Source organism: Thiomonas sp. FB-Cd (assembly GCF_000733775.1).
Lineage (GTDB): Bacteria > Pseudomonadota > Gammaproteobacteria > Burkholderiales > Burkholderiaceae_C > Thiomonas_A.
The window spans coordinates 816,613-837,338 of the sequence record NZ_JPOE01000005.1; the positions used below are offsets into that span (position 1 = coordinate 816,613).

General features: G+C 65.2%; 16 protein-coding genes and 1 pseudogene. 14 read left to right on the plus strand and 3 right to left on the minus strand.

The genetic code is table 11. The features are described from left to right. Positions 1-62 precede the first annotated feature (62 nt). From CD04_RS0117680 to CD04_RS0117690, 3 genes are all read left to right on the plus strand, one after another. On the plus strand, positions 63-1,100 hold the full coding sequence (locus tag CD04_RS0117680; protein WP_031409186.1) for a sterol desaturase family protein: 1,038 nt from the start codon (positions 63-65) through the stop codon (positions 1,098-1,100). 262 nt (positions 1,101-1,362) lie between these two features. Further along, positions 1,363-1,965 (plus strand): GTP cyclohydrolase I FolE, encoded by a 603-nt coding sequence (folE, locus tag CD04_RS0117685; protein WP_081858069.1) that lies wholly within the window; start codon positions 1,363-1,365, stop codon positions 1,963-1,965. Positions 1,966-2,076: 111 nt separating this feature from the next. Then, positions 2,077-3,318 (plus strand): RNA-guided endonuclease TnpB family protein, encoded by a 1,242-nt coding sequence (locus tag CD04_RS0117690; RefSeq protein ID WP_031409190.1) that lies wholly within the window; start codon positions 2,077-2,079, stop codon positions 3,316-3,318. 152 nt (positions 3,319-3,470) lie between these two features. On the opposite strand, the gene metW is transcribed toward CD04_RS0117690, so the two are convergent. Then, positions 3,471-4,049 carry a methionine biosynthesis protein MetW gene (gene metW, locus CD04_RS0117695; protein WP_031409192.1) on the minus strand — a complete coding sequence of 193 codons (579 nt, stop codon included), beginning with the start codon at positions 4,047-4,049 and terminating at the stop codon, positions 3,471-3,473. After that, on the minus strand, positions 4,046-5,197 hold the full coding sequence (locus CD04_RS0117700) for a homoserine O-acetyltransferase (RefSeq protein WP_038168523.1): 1,152 nt from the start codon (positions 5,195-5,197) through the stop codon (positions 4,046-4,048). The genes metW and CD04_RS0117700 overlap by 4 nt, the downstream gene beginning before the upstream one ends. A gap of 468 nt (positions 5,198-5,665) precedes the next feature. On the opposite strand from CD04_RS0117700, the gene CD04_RS0117705 reads away from it, so the two are divergent. The 11 genes and pseudogenes from CD04_RS0117705 (at position 5,666) to CD04_RS0117750 (ending at position 19,985) form a co-directional block, all read left to right on the plus strand. Beyond that, the gene (locus tag CD04_RS0117705) at positions 5,666-6,325 is read left to right on the plus strand and encodes a hypothetical protein (RefSeq protein ID WP_197033156.1); all 660 of its coding nucleotides are present in this window, start codon (positions 5,666-5,668) and stop codon (positions 6,323-6,325) included. Between the two features lie 216 nt (positions 6,326-6,541). Beyond that, positions 6,542-6,952, plus strand: coding sequence for a hypothetical protein (locus tag CD04_RS0117710; RefSeq protein WP_051849383.1), 411 nt, complete (start codon positions 6,542-6,544; stop codon positions 6,950-6,952). Between the two features lie 116 nt (positions 6,953-7,068). Then, on the plus strand, positions 7,069-7,620 hold the full coding sequence (locus CD04_RS0117715; protein WP_031409199.1) for a hypothetical protein: 552 nt from the start codon (positions 7,069-7,071) through the stop codon (positions 7,618-7,620). Positions 7,621-7,994: 374 nt separating this feature from the next. Then, positions 7,995-9,137, plus strand: a pseudogene (locus CD04_RS24880) (transglycosylase domain-containing protein); the annotation flags it as partial. A 38-nt stretch (positions 9,138-9,175) separates the two neighbouring features. After that, positions 9,176-10,405: a penicillin-binding transpeptidase domain-containing protein gene (locus CD04_RS24885; RefSeq protein WP_231480684.1), complete on the plus strand. Its 1,230-nt coding sequence runs from the start codon at positions 9,176-9,178 to the stop codon at positions 10,403-10,405. Positions 10,406-10,566: 161 nt separating this feature from the next. Next, positions 10,567-11,229: a TlpA disulfide reductase family protein gene (locus tag CD04_RS22195; protein WP_081858070.1), complete on the plus strand. Its 663-nt coding sequence runs from the start codon at positions 10,567-10,569 to the stop codon at positions 11,227-11,229. A 42-nt stretch (positions 11,230-11,271) separates the two neighbouring features. Further along, positions 11,272-12,558, plus strand: a complete 1,287-nt coding sequence (locus CD04_RS0117730; RefSeq protein WP_051849386.1) for an MFS transporter — start codon at positions 11,272-11,274, stop codon at positions 12,556-12,558. A 455-nt stretch (positions 12,559-13,013) separates the two neighbouring features. Then, on the plus strand, positions 13,014-14,279 hold the full coding sequence (locus CD04_RS22200; protein WP_051849388.1) for a hypothetical protein: 1,266 nt from the start codon (positions 13,014-13,016) through the stop codon (positions 14,277-14,279). A 140-nt stretch (positions 14,280-14,419) separates the two neighbouring features. Continuing rightward, positions 14,420-16,408, plus strand: coding sequence for a monovalent cation:proton antiporter family protein (locus CD04_RS0117740; protein ID WP_031409206.1), 1,989 nt, complete (start codon positions 14,420-14,422; stop codon positions 16,406-16,408). Positions 16,409-16,833: 425 nt separating this feature from the next. After that, positions 16,834-18,603 carry an alkaline phosphatase family protein gene (locus CD04_RS0117745; RefSeq protein ID WP_031409208.1) on the plus strand — a complete coding sequence of 590 codons (1,770 nt, stop codon included), beginning with the start codon at positions 16,834-16,836 and terminating at the stop codon, positions 18,601-18,603. Next, a complete protein-coding gene (locus CD04_RS0117750) occupies positions 18,603-19,985 on the plus strand; it encodes a cytochrome-c peroxidase (protein ID WP_038168536.1) in 1,383 nt (460 codons plus the stop codon). The genes CD04_RS0117745 and CD04_RS0117750 overlap by 1 nt, the downstream gene beginning before the upstream one ends. Before the next feature lie 19 nt (positions 19,986-20,004). Here CD04_RS0117750 and CD04_RS0117755 read toward each other — a convergent pair whose 3' ends face one another. Beyond that, positions 20,005-20,640 (minus strand): FMN-binding negative transcriptional regulator, encoded by a 636-nt coding sequence (locus tag CD04_RS0117755; RefSeq protein WP_038168537.1) that lies wholly within the window; start codon positions 20,638-20,640, stop codon positions 20,005-20,007. Positions 20,641-20,726 lie beyond the last annotated feature (86 nt).

Sequence of the window (20,726 nt, forward strand, 5' to 3'; positions counted from 1 at the left end):
CGCCGCCAGCCCCCATCGCGATCCTCACCTGTCGACCAAGATCTCGCGCCATGCTCGATGCCCTGATCAACGCCGCAACCGCAACCGTGGCGAATCTCGTTGGTGATGCCCAGACCTGGCTCTTTATTCAGTTGGTGCAGCCCTTGCTCTACCACTTCCATTTCATGGACATGGATGACCTGGCATATGACGGCACGCTGTGGGTCGTGGCTGGTGCCGTGCAGATTGCCGTGGTGTATGCAATCCTGCGCCCGCTCGAAGCCCTGCGGCCTCTGGAGCATTGGGCAGACCGCAAGGCGGTGCGTGTCGATGTGATCTACACGCTCATCAACCGGCTCGGCCTGGTCAGCCTTGTGTTTTTTCTGGTTCTGCAGCCGCAGTTCGACAGCCTGCAGGAATGGCTGCGGCTGCATGGCGTCGTCAACGTCAACCTGGACGAGATGATGCACGGCATGCGCATCCATCCGCTCATGGGCTTCGCCATTTACGTCGTGGTCTTGGACTTTGCCGGCTATTGGTATCACCGGTTGCAGCACCAGATCCAATGGTGGTGGGAGCTGCACGCGGTGCACCATAGCCAGCGCCAGCTCACCCTATGGGCCGATGACCGCAACCATTTGCTCGACGACGCCCTGCAGCAAGCCTTCTTCGCCGCACTGGCGCTGGCCATCGGCGTGCCGCCGAGTCAGTTCGTGGCACTCGCCCTCGTAGGCGGCGCCTTGCAGAGTCTTCAGCACGCGAATATCCGCCTGCACTTCGGCTGGCTGGGTGAGCGCCTGCTCGTGAGTCCCCGCTTTCATCGCGTACACCATGCCGTTGGCTATGGGCACGAACTGGGCCACGGCAACCGCGCGCGCCTGTACGGCTGCAATTTCGGGGTGCTGTTTCCATGGTGGGACATGATCTTCGGATCGGCCGATTTTGCACTCTTGCCCCAGCCCACCGGGGTGCGTGCGCAGTACCCACCCCCACTAGGGCAAGGGCTGGATTACGGAGCAGGCTTCTGGGCCCAGCAATGGCTGGGCCTGCAGCGCATGCTGGCTCGGCTCGTCGCCCGGCCCGGCTCCAAGCCGAAGTTGCAGGACATGGCCGGGGCGTGACGCCTGGGCCATGTCTGACAGGCTGGCCCGCAGGCGCGCAAACCTCGCGCCGTCGTCAATGACAGCGGCGTTGAAAGCTGGCTTCGCGCAACCTATTTGCTGGCGCTTGTGGCGGCAGGCTGCTCGCCGCCGGGGGAACCCTGCGGCCCCGCGCCGCCATGCTCCTGTGCATGGACAGCCCGAGATGAAGCGCTGGCGGATCATGCTTTGAAAAGGCCGGCGTGGCGGCTGTGTTTCATTTCCTGTTTAGCATGGGAGCATCATGTCAAGCGAGCTGACTCCGATGCACTCTGACCTCACACCAGTCACGCGCGAGCAGGCCGAGGACGCCATTCGCACCTTATTGCGTTGGGCCGGTGACGACCCAGCCCGTGAAGGCCTTGGCGACACGCCGCGGCGCGTGGCCAAGGCCTACCGGGAGTGGTTTGCCGGCTACGCACAGGATCCCACGGCTTTTCTGGCCCGCACCTTCAAGGAGGTGGCTGGCTACGATGAAATCATTGTGCTTCGCAATATCGAGTTTGAGAGTCACTGCGAGCACCATCTCGCACCGATCATCGGCCGCGCCCACGTGGGCTACCTTCCACGCAGCCGGGTGGTCGGCATCAGCAAGCTGGCCCGGGTCGTCGACGCCTATGCCAGGCGCCTGCAGGTGCAGGAGAAGATGACCGCGCAGATTGCACAGTGCATTCATGACACCTTGCAGCCGCTGGGCGTGGGCGTGGTGATCGAAGCAGTGCACGAATGCATGACCACGCGCGGGGTTCACAAGCGCGGCGTGAGCATGGTCACGAGCACCTTGCTGGGAGCTTTTCGGGAAGACCATCGCACACGCGACGAGTTCATGCGACTCATCCGCGGCTGACCCGATGCGCGACAGGCCCGGTCCTTCAGCGCGGGGAAGCAAAGCGCGGATGCCACAGGCATCCTTGTTTGTCTTGAAGTGGCGCCGCATAAGCTGCACATTAAACCAGTCATGCAGCGACTCCAGGCGTTCAAGTTCGAGCTTCGTCCGAACGGCCCGCAGCAGCGCCAGATGCGCCGCTTCGCGGGCGCGTGCCGGGTCGTGTTCAATGAGGCGCTGGCGTTGCAAAAGGCCCGCCACGAGCGGGGTGAGAAAAAGCTCGGCTACGCCGGGCTGTGCAAGGAACTCACGGCATGGCGCAACGGGGCACCGCTGCCTTCGGGGCGCGTTGCGCCATGGCTGGCCGAGGCACCGATCCACCCGTTGCAACAGGCGCTCAAGGATCTGGAACGCGCCTACACCAACTTCTTCGCCAGGCGCGCGGACTTTCCGTGCTTCAAGAAGAAGGGCCAGAGCGACAGCTTCCGCTACCCGGATCCGAAACAGATCAAGCTCGATCCGGGGAACAGCCGCATCGCTCTGCCCAAGCTGGGGTGGCTGCGCTATCGCAGCAGCCGGGATGTGCTCGGTGCGGTGCGCAATGTCACCGTGAGCGCATCCTGTGGCAAATGGTTCGTGTCGATCCAGACCGAGCGTGAAGTCGAGCAGCCGATCCCGAGCGCCATCCGCGCCATCGGGATCGACGTGGGCATTGCCCGCTTTGCCACGTTCAGCGACGGCACATTCCTGCCACCGCTGAACAGCTTCAGGAAGCACGCGGTGCGTCTTGCGCGGTACCAGCGGGCGATGAGCCGCAAGGTGAAGTTCAGCAAGAACTGGCACAAGGCCAAACGGAGGGTTCAAACCCTTCACACCCGTATCGCCAATGCCCGGCGCGACGCCCTGCACAAGGCCACGACATCCATCAGCCAAAACCACGCGATGGTGTGTATCGAGGACTTGCAGGTACGGAACATGTCCAGGTCGAGCAGGGGTAGTGCCGAGGCACCGGGGACGAATGTCCGGGCCAAGAGCGGCCTGAACCGGTCGATCCTGGACCAGGGCTGGGCCGAGTTCCGCAGGCAACTGGACTACAAGCTCCAGTGGAGCGGCGGATGGCTCGTGGCGGTGCCGCCGCACAACACGAGCCGAACCTGCCCGTGCTGCGGCCACATCGCGGCGGACAGTCGCCGCACGCAGGCCCAGTTCAGATGCGTGGCGTGTGGCTACGCGCATCACGCCGATGTGGTCGGCGCGATGAATATTCTGGCGCGGGGACACCGCGTTGCAGCCTGTGGAGAGGTGGTGCATTCAGGCCCCTCGGCGAAGCAGGAACCCACCGAAGCGACTGCGTATGAGGTCACTCATGCGTAGCGCCGTAGGAATCCCCGTCCTTCCCGCGCAAGCGGTGGCGAAAGCCAAGGGCGGGGAGGAAGTCAACTGTTCGGACCCGGATCCGTTGCAACGCTTGCACCAACGCGCCACCCCAAATGCGCCAACCGTCTTTGGGCTGCGGACGCTGCAGATCATGCGCCAGAGAGCACGAACAGCGCCTCCGACGCGAGCAGATTTGGCCACGTGCGTATTTCGCGCCCAGCATGGATACCGAGGGCATCGTGCACATGCAACCCACACTTGGCAGCCAGCACGGCAAAGTCTGAGTGGGTTGCCACACGCAGATTGGGGGTGTCATACCACTGGTACGGCAATTCTTCAGTCACGGGAAGGCGACCCGAAGCGACTCGCAGGCGAATGCGCCAGTAGGCAAAGTTGGCGAAGGTGGCAATCCCGATGCGGCCGACGCGGGCCGCCTCGCGCAGGGCGGCCTCGGTGTGGCGAAGATTGGGCAACGAGTCGATGAGCAGGACCACGTCAAAGCTTGTGTCGGCGAACATCGCCAAACCTTGCTCCAGGTCGAGTTGCAAGACGTCGACGCCCCGGCGTGCACAAGCCACCAGCTTGTCGGGGTCGATTTCCACACCCTGCACCGAGCAGTTGCGCGTGTCGCGCAGGTGTGCCAGCAGCGCCCCGTCGCCGCAGCCCAGGTCGAGCACACGACTGCCCTGCGGTACCCGCGAAGCGATGATGTCGAATCGTTCATTCATCGCGCGCCCTCCAGATGCAGGTCGTGCGCGATGCGATCGAAATACGCGCGCACCATGTCGTGGTAATGGGGCTCATCCATCAGAAAGGCATCGTGGCCGTGCGGCGAGGCGATCTCCGCATAGCTCACCTCACGGCGGTTGGCCAGGAGCGCGCGCACGATCTCCCGGGAACGCTCCGGTGAAAACCGCCAGTCCGTCGTGAAACTCGCAAGCAGGAAGCGCGCCGTGGCCGGCGAAAGAGCGGCAACCAAATCGCCCCCGCACTCGGCAGCTGGGTCGAAATAGTCGAGTGCACGGGTAAGCAAGAGGTAGGTGTTGGCGTCGAAGTACCCGCTGAACTTCTCACCCTGGTAGCGCAAGTAGCTCTCGATCTGAAAGTCCACGTCGTAGCCATAGGCCAGGGCACCATTGCGCAGGCTGCGTCCGAACTTGCGTGCCATGGCGTCGTCGCTGAGGTAGGTGATGTGACCCACCATGCGCGCAACCGACAACCCTTGCCGAGGCACGACGCCGTATGCGTAGTAGTCGCCGCCGTGAAATTCGGGATCCGTGATGATGGCGCGGCGCGCCACTTCATTGAAGGCGATATTCTGGGCCGATAGATTGGGGGCCGTTGCAATGGCGACGCAGTGCGCAACGCGCTGAGGGTGGCGGATGGCCCAGGACAGCGCTTGCATGCCCCCCAGGCTTCCGCCCATCACGGCCGCCAGGCGCGTGATGCCCAGACGATCAAGCACGCGAGCCTGCGCGTCCACCCAGTCTTCCACGGTCACGACGGGAAAGCGGCTGCCCCAGGGCTTGCCGGTTGCCGGGTCGATGCTTGCGGGCCCGGTGGAGCCAAAGCAGGACCCCAGGTTATTGATGCCAATGACGAAAAAGCGCTCGGTGTCGACCGGCTTGCCCGGACCCACCATGTTGTCCCACCATCCGCGAGTTTTGTCATCGGCTGCGTAGGTTCCTGCCACATGGTGGCTGGCATTGAGCGCGTGGCAAACCAGCACGGCGTTGTTGCGCGCAGCGCTCAACTGCCCGTAGGTTTCCACAACCAATTCGTAGCTCGGCATGGACACCCCGCTCTTGAGCGCGAGTGGCGCCTCGAAGGCCATGCGAACCGGTTCGGGCTCAGGGAGAGGAGAACGTGATGCCATGCGCGTATCCAAGAAAAAGCCGGCTGCTCCTGCTGCAGTGGATGCAGCGAAAACGGCTGGCGGACGCGCGCTGTTTTAGCTGCATTTGTTAAGCGCCCGCAAGCTCAGGGCAAATCGGCGCGTGGCGGAAGTATAGGCCTTGCATAAGCGCCGCGCTGTCCTGACTCATGTACCCCCTGGAAGGGCAACGACGCCCTTTGCTTTGATTGGAGGCGCCGATCCGCTCTCCAGACTCACGTCGCCGAGAAGGACTACATTGTGAATACGGCGCATCCGGAGAGATGGTGGAAGCAAGATCCCAGGATCTGATCATTGCGCAACGAATAAAAACCTCCGCAGCGCCACAAACACAATGCAGAAACAGGACATTGTGAAGATCCAGGCTTGCGGACACGCTCCGCAACAAGAAAAAGACGTGGGGGAAAGGGCCACCTGGCCAAAATACGACCCAACGAACAGGACATGACGATGCAAACCGCCAAAACAAGCCAGAGATATCCGATGCGCCGCGCGCTCGGCCTTGCCATCCTTGCCGTGCTCGGATCGTCGGGCGCCAGCAGCCTGGCCTATGCGGATGGGCCTCCCGTGAGCTTTCAAATCAGCGTCGGCACCCCACCGCCGGTGTACGCACCGGCAGCCTACTACGCCCAACCCGTGTATCCGCCACCTGTGGCCATGGCCCCGCCAGCCATGGTTTGGCAACCGCAGCTCGGTGTGTATATCGCGTTGGGTGTGCAGCAGCCCATTTTCTACTTGGGAGGGCTTTACTACTACGCCTACGGCGGGCGCTGGTATGCGGGCCCGCATTATGGCGGCCCGTGGCGCCCCCTGGGCGGCCCGCCGCCGCAATTGCGCCGCTTCGAGGATCGGGACTGGAACCGTTACCAGGACCAGGCCCGCGAGCATGAGCGCGACCCGCACTGGCGCCATTTTCATGCAGCTCCAATGCCGCAGGGGCGTGGCCCCGAGCGGGGGCGAGAACAGCGACAGGACTACCACCCCGGCGCTGATCGCGGTCAACGGCAAGATCGCGGCCCCGGACGGAATCACGATCAAGGGCCGCAACGCGGTGGAAACCGAGATGGCCGGCCAGGCGACGGCCGCGACCGGAACCCGGGCAACCATTGACACGTCGGGCATTCAAAGTTGCGTCCCTGTAGCGCTTGACAACGCAGGGACATCGCCCATGGAGAACCCATCGGATTTGCGGAGTCGTATGGCGCGATTGCCCCGGATGCTGCAACCGGGGCTCAAGGCCTGACGCCTCGCCATCGTGCTTCTGTTCCCGACATGTCATCAGGAAACGATCTGGATCGTTAAAGTCAAGGTGTTGAGAGGTGCGTCATGAAACATTCCTATTTTTTGTCGGGCCTTCGGCGGTCATCATGGATTTTTGCCTTGGCGCTCGCTGCGATTTCCTCCCTGACGCCAGCCGCACAGGCGCGTGACCATGTGCATTGGAGCATCGGCATCGGGCTTCCCGTCTATGGGTACGGCTGGGATGGTGGCTGGTACGGCGGCTGGGGTCCGGGCTGGGGTGGGTGGAGTTATGCGCCTCCGATCGTCGTGCAGGAACCACCGCAGCGCATCGAGTATCAGAACGTACCGCTCGGGCCAGCGCCGCCCGCGTACTGGTACTACTGCAGCAATCCCGCTGGTTATTACCCGCAGATAGCGACCTGTCCGGGCGGCTGGGCGCAGGTCTTGGCGCAACCTCAGGAACCTGAGGAAGCGGCGCCGGCAGGCAATCGCTAAGCAGAACTCGATGACAATCTGCACGAAACCCTTGTATTCGGCACGATTCAGCCGCAATTAGGTCGATATCACAACGAACGCCAGTCTTTTTCCTTTCGATTCGCAGGATGATCACCATGCGTAAACTTTCCTTCCTTGCCTTGGGCAGCGCGGGCTCAGCGCTTTTCCTGGCTGGATGCGCCACGGCGCCAATGGGCCCGACCATCGCCGTCATGCCGGCTCCCGGCATGCCCTTTGAGCAATTCCAGGCCATCGATGCATCGTGCCGCGCGTTTGCCGCGCAGCAAATTGGTGGCTACAGCCAGTCGGCAAGCAATTCAGGCGTGGTGTCGGGCGCCACTGGCGCCGTGCTGGGCGCAGCGGCTGGCGCCCTGATCGGGGGCAATAGCCAAGGCGCTGGCGTCGGCGCTGGCTTGGGCCTGCTGGCCGGCAGCGCAGGCGGTGCAGGCACTTACAGTGACACCCAGTATGGCGCGCAGCGCGCCTACAACATTGCCTACCAACAGTGCATGTACTCCAAGGGCGCCCAAGTCCCCGGGTACGCAGCGCCACGCTACATCCCGCCACCAAGCTATGCCCCCCCTGCGCCAGGCTACGCGCCTCCCCCGCCTGCCTACAATCCGGCGCAGCCGCAAACCTATCCGCCGGCGCAGCAGCCAGGGTATTGAAACGGTTAACGTACACCCGCCAGCTGCGCTTGCTGGCGAGCTGGCGTTCCATCGGTCGCAGTAGGGCTGGCCGACGGGGCAGCCTCCATGCATGAAATGTCGGCAGGCTGGTGTGAAATCCCGCGTGCGCTCGGCCCGCCGGATACACTCCCTCACCTTTGGGCAGACCACGAGCCCGGGAGCGAGGCTCTCGGCGGCTATCATGCCCCGCTGCAATGACTGAACCGACCTTCGATCCGGACAAGCCGGCACCATCATCCCGGGGGCCACGTACACCCAAGCGGCAGCCGCGCCCAAGCAAATCGGGCGGGTGGAGCCTGAGGCTGTGGCCTTCCATCGTGCTCGGCTTGCTGCTGCTGGGCGCAGGCGGCGCGATGTTCCTGGCTTTTTGCGTCATCCTTTTGTGGCCGCGGCTGCCCGACCTCAGCAAGGTGACGGACTACCGGCCTGATCTGCCTCTGCGCGTGTTCACGGCAAAAGGCACGCTGATCGGCGAGTTCGGTGTGCAGCGCCGCGCCGTGGTTCCCTATGACCAAGTGCCCAAGCAGCTCAAGCAGGCCGTGCTCGCTGCGGAAGACTCACGCTTCTTTGAACACGGGGCGATTGATTTCGCCGGCGTCGCACGCGCGGCGTTGGCTGACTTTGGCGCAGGCGGTGCGGTCCAGGGCGCGTCCACCATCACCATGCAGGTGGCCCGGGATTTCTATCTATCGCCGGAAAAGACGCCGCTGCGCAAGTTCGTCGAAGCGCTGCTCGCCTACAAGATCGAAAATACCCTGAGCAAGGATCAGATCCTCGACCGCTACATCAATCAGGTCTACCTGGGGCAGCGCGCATATGGCTTCGCCGCCGCCGCCCAGGTGTATTACGGCAAACCGCTCACCGAACTGAGTCTGGCACAGATGGCGGTGCTGGCCGGGCTGCCGCAGGCACCATCGGCCTACAACCCGCAAAGCAGCATGAAGCTGGCCGTATGGCGCCAGCATTACGTGCTTGGGCGCATGCTGGCGCTGGGCGATATCACGCGTCAGCAGTACGAGCAGGCACTTGCTGCGCCCTTGAACGTGCTGACCGGGCAGGGGGTGCTTCACTACAGCGTGGACGCTGACTACGCGGCCGAAGCCGTTCGCGAACTCATGGTGGCGCGATTCGGCGAAGCGGCCTACACCGATGGCTACAAAGTCACCACCACACTGGTGGACGCCGACCAGACAGCGGCCAACGCCGCCGTGCGTGCCGGACTCCTCGCCTACGACCGCCACACAGGCTGGCGCGGGCCCGAGGCGCATGTGGACCTGCCAGCGAACGCGCAGGACGCCACGCAGGCAGCGCTTCGGGCGCTGAAACCCGCACACGACGTCGGCGGGCTCAAGGCCGCCGTGGTGCTGAGCATGGATCCGAAGGCCGTGGTCGTCATCCGGCGCGACGGCCAGCAGGAGACGATCTCGGGACAGGGTCTGGACTTTTGCCGCACGGGCCTCAATAGCAAGGCGCCACCCGCCAAGCGCCTGCGCGTGGGCAGTCTGGTGCGTCTGCACAAGGATGCCAAGGGCACATGGAGCATCGTGCAACTGCCGCTGGCCCAATCCGCGCTGGTGTCGCTGCAGCCGCAAACCGGGGCGGTGCAGGCCTGGGTGGGGGCTTCGACTTCAACCATGAGAAGTTCGATCACGTGGATCAGGCCTACCGTCAGCCCGGCTCCAGCTTCAAGCCCTTTATCTACTCGGCCGCCGTGGCTGAAGGGCTGGCACCGTCAACCATCATTGATGACTCGCCCATCTCCATCAACCCCGGACCGGGTCAGCCGCTATGGCAGCCGCATAACTACGAAAACGGCTTCGCCGGCCCCATACCTGCGGCGGCTGCGCTGGCCCATTCGGACAACGTCTGCGCCGTGCGCGTGGTGTTGGCCGTGGGTGTGCCCTACGCGCGGTATCACGCCTCGCAGTTCGGGCTGCCCCTGAACCAGATCCCTCCGTATCCCACCATGGTGCTGGGGGCGGGCTCCTTTACCCCGCTGCAGATGGCGCGCGCCTATGGCGTGTTCGCAAGCGGCGGGTATCTGGTGCAGCCCATGCTCATCAGCAAAATCACCGATGCGCGCGGCAATCTGGTGTACCAGGCGCCCAAGCCGGTCCTGGGCGAGGCCGACGCGCCACGGATCATCAGCCCTGGCAACGCGTACCTGTTGACACGCATGATGCAAGATGTGATCCAGTACGGCACGGGCGCTGCCGCACGCGCCCTGGGGCGCACAGACCTGGCCGGCAAGACCGGCACCACCTCCGACTTTCACGATGCGTGGTTCGACGGCTACAACCACAACCGCGTCACCATCACCTGGGTTGGCTACAACCAGCCGCGCAGCCTGGGCAAGGGCGAGCAGGGTGCCAGTGTGGCGCTGCCGATCTGGATGCAGTACATGCGCACAGCGCTCAGCGGCGACCCTGATATTCCTTGGGCAGCACCGCCCGAAGTGGTCCAAATCCCCGTCAACCCCGCCACCGGCTTTGCCTCCGTCGGCGACTTCGCCGTGCCCAATGCCAAGGAAGCGTATTTCCTGCAACAGTACCCGCCCCTGGACCCTGCGGCTGTGCCCGGGCTGGCTGCCGGGTCTTCATCGGCGGCGGCCGCAGGAACCGTGGAGACCGCGGGCGGCCAACTCACCAGTGGCAGCGGCCAGCCCGTGACGGCAGGCGCGGCACCCGGCCCGGTGGCCAATCCACGCCCGGCGCCCGCGCAAAACAATGGCCCCTTCATCGTCTTGCCGGGCGCCGGCCGGTAGATCCGATGGGGTTACGGAATCTTTTCTGGAAGACCCTGTCGAACCTTCTGTAAGCCGGCCGAATGGGGTTTTGCTTACAACCCATCGATCCCTCTTTATCTTGCATCGCTTCAAAGCGCGGCGCTTCTCGCTGCGCTTTGCGCATTTTCCGGAGATTGTTCATGCTGCGTTTCCCCACCCGCGCGCCGTCCACGCCAGCCTTTCTGGGGATGGCCACGTTGATTGCTGCCTCGTTCCTGCCGCTGCCCGCGCTGGCCAGCGGCTTCACCTTCACGCCCTATCCCGCACCACGTCCAGTGCCTTTGGCCAAAGTCACGTTCGAGAACGCCCAGGGCAAGCTGATGAACCTGGCGGACTTCAAGGGCAAGGTGGTGCTCCTCAATATCTGGGCCACATGGTGCCCGCCCTGTGTGGAGGAGATGCCCACGCTCAACAAGCTGCAAACCCTGCTCGGAGGCAAGGAGTTCGCCGTGGTGCCGCTGTCCATCGACAAGGGGGGCATTTTCACGGTGAAGAGCTTCTACCAGGACAACTTCATCGACCATCTGCCCATTTACGTCGACGCCACAACGCACGCCCTGGACACGCTCGACATTCTGGGCACGCCCACCACCATCCTGATCGACAAGCAAGGCCGCGAGGTGGCGCGAACGCTGGGGCCGCAGGATTGGGACAAACCTGATGTGATCGCACAAATCAAGCGCTACATGGCGATGCCCGGGCCTGCGCCTTCCAAGCCCGGCGCCCAAGCGCGGGCGGGCACGCTCGTGCACACCGTGGCAGAAGTCACCACGCCGACTGCCCCGGCGGCGGCGCTGCGCTGAAGGCCAGGGTGCGGCTCGCGCGCTAGCCGGCGCAACGATCCCATGTCCACAGCAATCTCGCGACCCGATGGCTTGCTCGCTGGTGAAGCCTGGCCGGCTGCCGTCAAGCTCATCATGGGCGCGCGCTTTGCGCGCAGCGTGGGCCAGGGAGCGCTGGTCGTGGGGTTTGCGCTTTACCTGCATGCGCTGAGCTGGAGCGCGGCTGCAATCGGGGCGGTCCTGTCGGCTGGGTTGCTGCTAGGCGTCATCCTCACCCTTCTCATCGGCCCGGCCAGCGATCGCCTCGGCCGCAAGCAGTTCCTGCTGGGCTACGAAGGGGTGCTCATCGCCAGTGCACTGCTCGCCTTGGCCAGCAGTGCCACTTGGGTGATCACCCTGGGGGCCGTACTGGGCGGCTTTGGACGCGGTGCGAACGGCGCAGCCGGACCTTTTGGCCCCTTGGAACAGGCCTGGCTGGCGCAGAACCTGCCGGCGTCGCAGCGCCCGCGCGTGTTCAACCTCAATTCCACCCTGGGTTTTGCGGGAATGGCCGTCGGTGCCTTGCTGGGCGGCTTGCCTGCGCTATGGGGTGCATGGCTGCCCGGTGCGCTGGCCTACCGCCCCCTTTTTGCGCTGCCGCTTCTGGGCTCCGTGATCGGGCTGATCCTGATCTGGAAGGCCCCGGATACGCGACGCCCGAAACCGGTTGCTCCAACACCCGATGTGGACGTCTCCCCTGCGGGCGTGTCCGTCAACAGCCGCGCTCATTCCGCGACCCACCACGCCGAAAACCGCCTGCTCGTTCGCCTGGGCTTTGCAAACGTCCTCAATGGGTTCGGCATCGGACTGGTGGCCCCGCTGATGGCTTACTGGTTCTTGCGCCGCTTCGGCCACGGACCCGCCAGCATCGGGCCCGCCTTGGCGGTGAGTTTCATCCTGGCCGCCCTTGGGGCGCAGATCGCCCAGCGCATCGTGCCGCGCCTTGGCGTTGTGCGCACCGTGGTGGCCATGCGCGGAGTTGGTCTGGTGCTCATGCTGATGACGCCGTTCATGCCTGTCTTTGCGCTCGCCGCCGCGTTGTGGGCGGTGCGAGCGGCGTTCAACCAGGGAACGCTGGGTGTGCGGCAGGCGCTGACCATGGGCCTGACGCGGCAGCACCGTCAGGGACTGGCGGCCACGGTGAACAACGTGTCCATCCAGGTGCCGCGAGCCATCGGCCCCGCCATCACCGGACTGATGCTGCATCAGGGCTGGCTGACTGCACCCTTCATCCTGGCTGCGCTATTCCAGCTTGCCTACCTCGTGGTGTACCAGCGCTTCTTCGGGAGCCTGGAACGCGCCGCTGCCTGAATCGCACGCAATCAGCCCTGGCCGCGCAGGGTCGCGCCCGCGGTGCTACAAAGATTGGCAACTGCCCACTGTCCTGCCATGCCCAAGCTCCATGCCCTGATCGCTGCTTTCGCCCTGAGCATGCCCCTGGTGGCTGCCGGTGAAACCCTGCAGGCCATACCGCCTGCTGACGCAATCCAGGTTGACCGGGTGCTGGAGCCGGGCTGGCACTTTGCCACAGCGTCGCAGGCACAGGCGGCAGCTCGCGGCGCCTTGCAGCTGCTCACGCCGGTGGGCACGCCAGTCACCGGGATCGTGAAAGTGACGGGCGCCACCGCCGTGTTCGAGCCCGCCGCGCCGCTTGCAGGCTGCACGCGCTACACGCTGCAACTTCTGCGCGCGCCTGCGCAGAGCGCACTGCGCAGAGCGCACTGCGCAGCAGCTTCACCACCGCATGCAGCGCCTGGAGTGAGCCCGTGGAAATCGACGACGCCCACACCGCGCATCAAGTGGACCGGCCAGCCAGTGGCGCGGAGGTGGTTGCCGGCAAGCAAGGCCGTGCGGTGGCTGCATGGTTCCAGAGCGACGGCCAGCGCAACGCCATCTTCGCCAGCCGCTACGCCGCCCAGACCGACTTCTGGAGCACACCGCAGGCCATTGACCTCAGTGGTGGCGGGGCCGCCGACGTACCTGCCCTCGTGGCCGATGGCCAAGGCCGTGTCACCGCAACTTGGTTCCAGACGCTGGGTGGGCGCACCGCGATTTTCGCCTGCAGGCTCGATGCCGGGGGCGGCTGCCCAGCGCCCGTGAGACTTGACGACCCAGGCGTGCGGGGAAACGCGACGAATCCGCAATTGGCTGCGGATGATCTGGGCAATGTGGTGGCTGTCTGGCAGCAACCGGACGGCCACCACACCGCCATCTTCGCCGCGCGATGGGCCCAGGCGCAGCAGCGCTGGCGACCCGCCCAGGCGCTGGATCGCTCACCCGCAAACGCCTACGACGTGGTGATCGCCGCCATGGGCGGAGGAGGCTTCCTATCGGCCTGGGAGCAAGGCAAGCGCGGGCACGAGGCGATATGGGCCTCGACACTGCCCAGCCCAACCGCGAGCTGGAGTGCGCCGCGCCGCATCAGCCCCGCCGCAGTGCGCGCCCTGCACCCGACCCTGGCCATGGATCCCCGAGGCGGCGCGGCCGTGGCCTGGGTTCAGGGGATCGGCCGCGCCAGGCGCATCGCCGCGACCCGGCTTGACGCCTCCTCCCAGCATGAACGCCCGGCCGCTGTGATGACCAGTGCCGCCTTCCCCGGCGCAGCCCTTGCCCCGGCGCTGGCGGTCGACGCAGCCGGCAACATCACGCTGGCCTGGGAACAGGCGGATGCACAGGGACGTGATGCCATCCTGGTCAGCCACATGGATGGCATCACGCGACACTGGAACGCTGCCGTGCGCATCGACGATGCACGCCTGGCCAGCGCCGGCAACCCCGTATTGGCTGTCGACCCAGCCGGAAACGTCACCTGCGCGTGGTACCAGGACAGCGCGCACGGCATGCAGATTCAGGCCGCCCGCCTTGACCCGGAAAGCAAGCGCTGGGCCGCTGCGGTGGAGCTCTCGGACCCGCGCCGGACCATCCAGGCCAGCCTGCCGGCCTTGGCAGTGGACAGCGCGGGTAGCGTGACCGTGGTGTGGCAACAGTACAACGGCTGGCGCACGATCGTGATGGCAAGTCGCCTGCCTTGATGCACGCCCGCGGCTAACACGGGGATTCTGCTGCGCGCTGCCGCGTGCGCAGGCAGGCGATGGCATGCCTTATGCTGGTGCGACCGCGTGTTGCAAATCCCGCATGGTGCGGCCCCGCTGCGCGGCCTTCACCTGCGCGCATGACCGGTCTCGAAATCACCCTTCTCTATCTCATCGCCGCCGTGCTCGGCGTTGCGCTCTTTCGCTTCCTTCAGCTCCCGGCCATGCTGGGCTATCTGGCTGTGGGGGTGGTGATCGGACCCAATGCCCTGGCGCTGGCCGGCGATCCGTCCACGGCGCAGCATCTCGCCGAGTTCGGTGTGGTGTTCCTGATGTTCTCCATCGGGCTGGAGTTCAGTCTGCCCAAAATCAAGGCCATGCGCAAGGTGGTCTTCGGATTGGGCGCAGCGCAGGTCGCCGCCACGATCCTGATCGTGCTTGCAGCCAGCGTGGTCCTGGGCTGGCTGTGGCCAAGGGGCTGGAGTCGGCCCGAGGCCTATGGCTTGGTCCTCGGCGGCGTCTTTGCGATGTCGTCGACCGCGATTCTGGTCAAGCTCCTGGCCGACCGGCTTGAGCTGGAATCCGAGCATGGCCGTCACATCATGGGTGTGTTGCTGTTCCAGGATCTGGCCGTGGTTCCGCTGTTGGTGATCATTCCGGCGCTGGCCTCACCGGGGCGCCAGCTGGTCATGACCCTGGCTTGGGCGGCGCTGAAGGCGGCCGTGGTATTGGCCGTGATCCTGCTCGCCGGCGGGCGCGTGCTGCGGCCCTGGCTGCGGCTGGTGGTGCGGCGCCGCTCGGACGAGCTGTTCATGCTCAACCTGCTGCTCATCACGTTGGGCCTGGCCTGGCTCACCCAACTGGCAGGGCTGTCGCTTGCACTGGGCGCTTTTCTGGCTGGCATGCTCATCGCCGAGACTGAATTTCGCCACCAGGTGGAGGCCGACATCAGGCCGTTCCGCGACGTGCTCCTGGGTCTGTTTTTCATCACCATCGGCATGCTTCTGGACTGGCGCCTCGTCGTGGCGCAATGGTGGGTTGTGCTGTTGCTCGCCACGCTTCCCGTGCTCGTCAAGGCGGCAATCGTGCTGGGCGCTGAGCGCCTTCTCGGCACCCCGCCAGGCCTTGCGTTGCGCACGGCGTTGTGGCTGGCTCCCGCAGGTGAATTCGGGATCGTGCTGCTTAACCTGGCCGCCGCGCATCATCTGTTGCCGCCCGAACTGCTGAGCTCGGTGCTGGCTGCGGTGGTGCTGTCCATGCTGGCCGCACCCTTCCTGGCCCAGCACATCGACGCCATCGTGCTCAAGTTCGTGGCAAGCGAGTGGATGCTGGCGTCGTTGCACCTCACCGACATCGCGCGCCAGACCATCAAGATCCAGCGCCATGTCATCATTTGCGGCTACGGGCGTTGCGGCCAGAACCTCGGGCAGTTACTGCACGACGAAGGCATTGCCTATGTCGCGCTGGACCTGGATCCCGACCGCGTGTCCAAAACGCGCGCCAGTGGCCGCAGCGTCGTGTACGGCGACGCCTCCCGCCTGGCGAGCCTGCAAGCCGCGGGGCTCACGCGCGCCAGCGCCATGGCCATCACCTATGTCGACAAACGCTCAGCGCTGCGCGTGCTGCAACTGGTTCGCGCGCATGCGCCGCAGTTGCCTGTGATCGTGCGCACCCGCGACGATGCGCCGCTGGACGAGCTGCGCGCCGCCGGCGCCACTGAAGTGGTCCCCGAAGTGCTGGAGGGCGCGCTGATGCTGGCCTCGCAAACAATGGCCGTGGCAGGCGTGCCGCTGCAGCGCGTCTTGGCGCGTCTGCGCGCCGCGCGCGCCGAGCGCTACAGCCTGCTGCGCGACTATTTCCATGGCATCGACGACCCCGGATCCAGCCTGGAGCTGCGCGAAAAGACGCGGCTGAAGCCGCTCACGCTGCCACCGGGCGCGCTGGCGGTGGGCTGCAGGCTCGAGGCACTGAACCTGCACGGCGCTCAGGTCGCCAAGGTGCACCGCGCCGATGGCCATGTGCTGCAGCCCGAACCTGAATTGGTGCTGTCGGCGGGCGACACGCTGGTGCTCTCCGGGCCACCCGAGGCCCTGGCCCTGGCGGAGGATGCGCTGCTGGGCGGTGGATGACCGGGCGCCTAAGCACGATGGAAGAAGCCGCCGTGGATCCGAACCGCGGCCCATGTGCGCCGCAGCGCAAGCCTTCCCTTGTGAGCCCGCGCGGGCCTCATACCCGCCACGGCCAGTAGATTCGATGGCGATCAAGGCATGGCGCGCCACGAACCCAAAGGGGACCAGGGATCCGGTTTGATGCGGATGGCATGGTCCTTTTCTGTGCATGCACCTGAGATCGACCGCTGGGGACCGTGTCTTCACGCACGCAAAGCGATGGCTGCCCGTAAAGTCGTGCGCGGGCACGGCGAGCGTCACATCAGTTTCACGAAAGCCAGGGACAATGCGCCTTGCCCGCCCCTTCCACCCGTGGCCAGGCTTCGCCGCGGGGCCAGTAGAGCGTCACCCCCGTTTCCCGTCGACTCACAAAAGAAGACTTCACCATGCCCCACAGATCGCGACTTGCCGCCCCGGTGAGCTTGGTGCTCGTTGCGATGGCTCTCAGCGCCTGCATCACGGCCGCTTTCGCGGCCGCGCCGGCAACCAACGCCAATACGCCCGGGCAGCGCCGCCCCGCAGCGTTGCCCACGGCCACACCGATCCGGCACCTGGTGGTGATCTACAACGAGAACGTGTCCTTTGACCACTACTTTGCCACCTACCCGAAGGCCGCGAACCCGAAGGGTGAGCCCGCATTCCACGCTCGCCCTGGCACGCCTGGGGTTGACGGCCTGAGCGGCACCCTATTGGGGGACAACCCGAATTTCGCGAATGCGGCCAACGGCGCGGACGCCGCCAACCCATTCCGGATGGACCGCACCCAGGCTGCCACGGCCGACCAGAACCATGCCTATACCGCCGAGCAACAGGCGTACGACGCCGGGCGTGCCGACCTCTTCCCCAAGTACACCGGCGCAGCCACATCAGGTGGCGTCGGTGCATTCGGCACGAAGGGCCAGGTCATGGGCTACTACGACGGCAACACGGTCACCGCATTGTGGAATTACGCCCAGCATTTCGCCATGAGCGATCACGCATACACCGACACCTACGGGCCATCCACACCCGGGGCCCTGGAAGTCGTGTCGGGGCAGACCAACGGCATGCAGATCGTGGCCACGACCAAAAGGCCGTTTGCCTTGACCCGCTATTCCTATTACATCGACGACGGCCGAGGCGGCTACACATTGATCAACGACGTGGATCCCGGCCACGATGTGTGTTCCAACCCGAAGGACCAGGTGATGATGCTGGGCAGGAACATCGGTGACCTGCTCAATGCGCATGGCATTTCCTGGGGCGGCTTCATGGGCGGCTTTGATTTGCAGCGGGTTAACGCCAACGGCACCACCGGCTGCAAGCGCAGCACCTACTCACGGGTGGTGGGGGCCAACGTGCCCGATTACATCCAGCACCACAACTGGTTTCAGTACTTCGCCTCCACGGCAAACCCCACCCACGCGCGGCCGTCGTCCGTGCAAGCCATCGGCCATACCAACGAGCCTGACGGCAAAACGCGAGACCCAGCCAACCACGAATATGGCCTGAACGATTTCTTCACCGCGGTCAAGGCGGGCAATGAGCCGGCGGTGAGTTTCCTCAAAGCCCCGGCATATCAGGACGGGCACGCCGGCTATTCGGATCCGCTGGACGAGCAGGCTTTTATCACAAAGGTTGTCAACTTCCTGCAACAGTACCCCGAATGGGCGCGAACTGCCGTCATCATGACTTGGGACGACTCGGACGGCTGGTACGACCACGCCTACGCGCCGGTCACCAATCCCTCGTCCGATCCTCAGGCCGACCAGCTCGATGGCGCCGGCCGATGCGGTCATGGCGCACCGCTCCAAGGCGTGCAGGGGGCCCCCGTGAACGGGCGCTGCGGTCCCGGAACCCGCATCCCCTTCCTCGTCATCTCGCCCTGGGCCAAATCAAACGATGTCAGCCACGTGCCCATCTCGCAGGCCTCGGTCGTACGCTTCATCGAGGACAACTGGTTGCAGGGTCAGCGTCTGGGCGGTGGGTCCTTTGATGCCACTGCGGGCAGCATCATGGACCTGTTCGACTTTACGCGTGCCGGCGATGGCGCCAACACGCCTCCCGTCCCGGGTCGCCAGCACGCGCGCCCGAATGCCCGGCTCTACCTCGACCCGCATGACGGGACCGTGTTGAGCGGCCCGCCCAAGGGCAGCGCATCGCCGAGGTCAAGCTGATGGGAAGGCCCGCATGGTGGACCGTGGCGGCAGTTCTGGGCGCCGCCGTCCTGGCGTGGGCAGGGTACGGGGTGAGCACCTCGCCCATCGCCCTTCGGCAATGGCTTGTGCACCCGCACGCCAGCTGGCTGCTCGCGCACGGCGCCAACCCCCATCCGGTGCGCCTGGCGCTGCCGCCCCGGCAGCCCCTGAGCGCTGTGGCCCGTCTGGGCGGGAAGCTGTTCGTCGACTCGGCCCTGTCGGGCTCCCGCAAACTGTCCTGCGCGTCGTGTCACAACCCGGCGCATGCCTATGCCCCGGCCAACAATCTGTCGGTGCAGCTCGGCGGTGGCGCCATGCGCACGGCAGGCGTGCGCGCCGTGCCGTCGCTTAAATACCTGTATCGGCAGCAGAATTTCTCCATCGGACCCGACAACGCCGAAAACGAGGCTGTCAGCCTCCAGCAACTGGCGGCCAGCGGCAACAAGGCTGCACGCGCGACCAAGACTGTGCAAAGCACGGCGCGGGCGGCGCAAAACCTGGTTCCCCAAGGCGGGCTGTTCTGGGACGGTCGCGCCAACACCCTTCAGCAGCAAGCCGGTGGCCCCTTGTTCAATCCGGTGGAGATGGATGCGGGCAGGGTCAGCGCCGTTGCAGCCCGACTGCAGCACTCACCCTACGCGCGGGACTTCACGCAACTCTTCGGCCCCAGCATTTTCCAGGACCCGAAGCTCCTCGTCTCGGAGGCCCTCTTCGCCATTTCGCGCTATCAGATCGAGGACCCCCGCTTTCACCCGTTTACAAGCAAATTTGACGCCTGGGTGCAAGGCAAGGCGCGCTTCACCCCGGCCGAATTGCGCGGATACCTGGCCTTCAACGATCCCAAGCGCGGCAACTGCGCCGCTTGCCACCTCGACCAACCGACATCCGACGGCCTGCCGCCGCTATTCACCGACACGCAATACGAAGCGCTCGGCGTGCCGCGCAATTCATCCATTCCCGCGAACCACGATCCCCGCCATTTTGATCTCGGTCTTTGTGGCCCCTACCGCAGCGACCTGAAGGCCCAGACCGCGTACTGCGGCATGTTCCTGACGCCCACGTTGCGCAATGTAGCCACGCGCCATGCGTTCTTTCACAACGGCCTCTATCACTCGCTGCAGCACGTGCTGGCGTTCTACAACTTTCGCAGCACTGCGCCCCAAAAGATCTATCCGCATGGCCCCGCTGGGATGATTCTCGTGGACGACGATTTGCCAGCCGCGTACCGCGCCAACGTCGACCATACCGATCCGCCCTTCGATCGCAAACCCGGCGATCGGCCGCCCATGAGCACGCAAGACATGCGCGACATCATTGCCTTTTTGCAGACGCTCACAGACGGTTACGCGGCACACCCCTGAGGCCCGAAGCCGCCGCCCGCTAGAGGCCGCTCTGCCCACCCCGCATCATCCATGTCGCGAGCTCTGCGTGCCCCTCGCCGGCCAGGGCCTGCGCAGCCCCGTGGCTGTTGCGCTCCGGCTGGTTCTGGCTGACTTTCCATTTGCCCTGAAGACTCGTGAGCGCGATCTCGATGCCCACGATGGCCTTGAGCATTGCGTCGATGTAGTCGGCCGGCGCGTCGTCCGCGGCCCACGGTTGAGGTCGAACGCGTTCGTGCACACCGGTGAGCGTCGTGACCAATTCGCGCAGCCAGGATGCATCGTCGATCACACGCAGCGGCCCTCGCGCCTGCACGACCACGTAATTCCAGGTCGGCACGACATGCCCGGTCTCGCGCTTGGTTGCATACCAGGACGGACTGATGTAGGCGTCGGGGCCGTGAAAGATCGCCAACACCTCGCTGCCCTTCGCCGTATCGCGCCAGACGGGGTTGGCTCGCGCCACATGCCCGCGCAGCACCCCGTGCGGCGACCCGTCGTCGACCCACATCATGGGCACGGGGTTCGCGTCCAGCCCCTGCGCGCCATGCGTGACGAGCGTCGCAAGCGGATGCGCCTGCATCAACGCACGCAAGGCTTTCACGTCCGGTTGCTGAAAATGCGGGGGTAGGTACATGGTTGTCTCCGCGCTGCCCTCATGCCTCGTGCGATCGCACTGTTCGGCGGCGAAACCGGGCACGCTCGCAGCAACGCAACCCGCTG

Excerpts from the sequence above, each read along its gene's own strand:
- folE (WP_081858069.1), top strand. The coding sequence starts at position 1,363 with ATGTCAAGCGAGCTGACTCCGATGCACTCTGACCTCACACCAGTCACG.
- CD04_RS0117690 (WP_031409190.1), top strand. The coding sequence starts at position 2,077 with ATGCAGCGACTCCAGGCGTTCAAGTTCGAGCTTCGTCCGAACGGCCCG.
- metW (WP_031409192.1), bottom strand. The coding sequence starts at position 4,049 with ATGAATGAACGATTCGACATCATCGCTTCGCGGGTACCGCAGGGCAGT.
- CD04_RS0117700 (WP_038168523.1), bottom strand. The coding sequence starts at position 5,197 with ATGGCATCACGTTCTCCTCTCCCTGAGCCCGAACCGGTTCGCATGGCC.
- CD04_RS0117705 (WP_197033156.1), top strand. The coding sequence starts at position 5,666 with ATGCAAACCGCCAAAACAAGCCAGAGATATCCGATGCGCCGCGCGCTC.
- CD04_RS0117710 (WP_051849383.1), top strand. The coding sequence starts at position 6,542 with ATGAAACATTCCTATTTTTTGTCGGGCCTTCGGCGGTCATCATGGATT.
- CD04_RS0117715 (WP_031409199.1), top strand. The coding sequence starts at position 7,069 with ATGCGTAAACTTTCCTTCCTTGCCTTGGGCAGCGCGGGCTCAGCGCTT.
- CD04_RS24885 (WP_231480684.1), top strand. The coding sequence starts at position 9,176 with ATGGAGCATCGTGCAACTGCCGCTGGCCCAATCCGCGCTGGTGTCGCT.
- CD04_RS22195 (WP_081858070.1), top strand. The coding sequence starts at position 10,567 with ATGCTGCGTTTCCCCACCCGCGCGCCGTCCACGCCAGCCTTTCTGGGG.
- CD04_RS0117730 (WP_051849386.1), top strand. The coding sequence starts at position 11,272 with ATGTCCACAGCAATCTCGCGACCCGATGGCTTGCTCGCTGGTGAAGCC.
- CD04_RS0117740 (WP_031409206.1), top strand. The coding sequence starts at position 14,420 with ATGACCGGTCTCGAAATCACCCTTCTCTATCTCATCGCCGCCGTGCTC.
- CD04_RS0117745 (WP_031409208.1), top strand. The coding sequence starts at position 16,834 with ATGCCCCACAGATCGCGACTTGCCGCCCCGGTGAGCTTGGTGCTCGTT.
- CD04_RS0117750 (WP_038168536.1), top strand. The coding sequence starts at position 18,603 with ATGGGAAGGCCCGCATGGTGGACCGTGGCGGCAGTTCTGGGCGCCGCC.
- CD04_RS0117755 (WP_038168537.1), bottom strand. The coding sequence starts at position 20,640 with ATGTACCTACCCCCGCATTTTCAGCAACCGGACGTGAAAGCCTTGCGT.